Origin of the sequence: Streptomyces sp. SID13726, from assembly GCF_010548375.1 — a bacterium.
In the GTDB taxonomy this organism is placed as follows: domain Bacteria; phylum Actinomycetota; class Actinomycetes; order Streptomycetales; family Streptomycetaceae; genus Streptomyces.
The window spans coordinates 1-381 of the sequence record NZ_JAAGLY010000896.1; the positions used below are offsets into that span (position 1 = coordinate 1).

1 pseudogene is annotated in these 381 nt (G+C 65.4%); it reads left to right on the forward strand.

Going from position 1 to position 381, the window contains the following annotated elements:
* Positions 1-239 (forward strand): annotated as a pseudogene (locus tag G3I78_RS50865) (IS5/IS1182 family transposase); the annotation flags it as partial.
* Positions 240-381: the final 142 nt, after the last annotated feature.

Consider the following 381-nt stretch of genomic DNA (forward strand, 5'->3'; position numbering starts at 1 on the left):
TGCTCCGTGGCATCGATGTCAAGATCGGCGAGCGCAACCCGGCCGAGAAGGGGTTCGTCCCGCAGGCCAAGCGGTGGATCGTGGAGCAGACGAACGGGATCTTGATGTTCTACCGCCGTCTCGTGCGTGACTACGAACACCGGCTCGCCTCCTCCCGCTCGCGTGTGTTCTGGGCTATGACGTCGGTCATGGCCCGCCGCCTCACCGGCATCACCCTCCCCTCCTGGAGGGCCGCGTGAGTGACATCCCTCAGGTCGAGGCCGTACTGGCCTACGTCGAGGTCCGCGAGAACGAAGTCTGCGAGCAAGCCGGACGGCTTCGGGACCAGATCGCCGCACTCACCTCCCGTCTCCGCGAGTTCGACACCGAGAGCGAGAATCT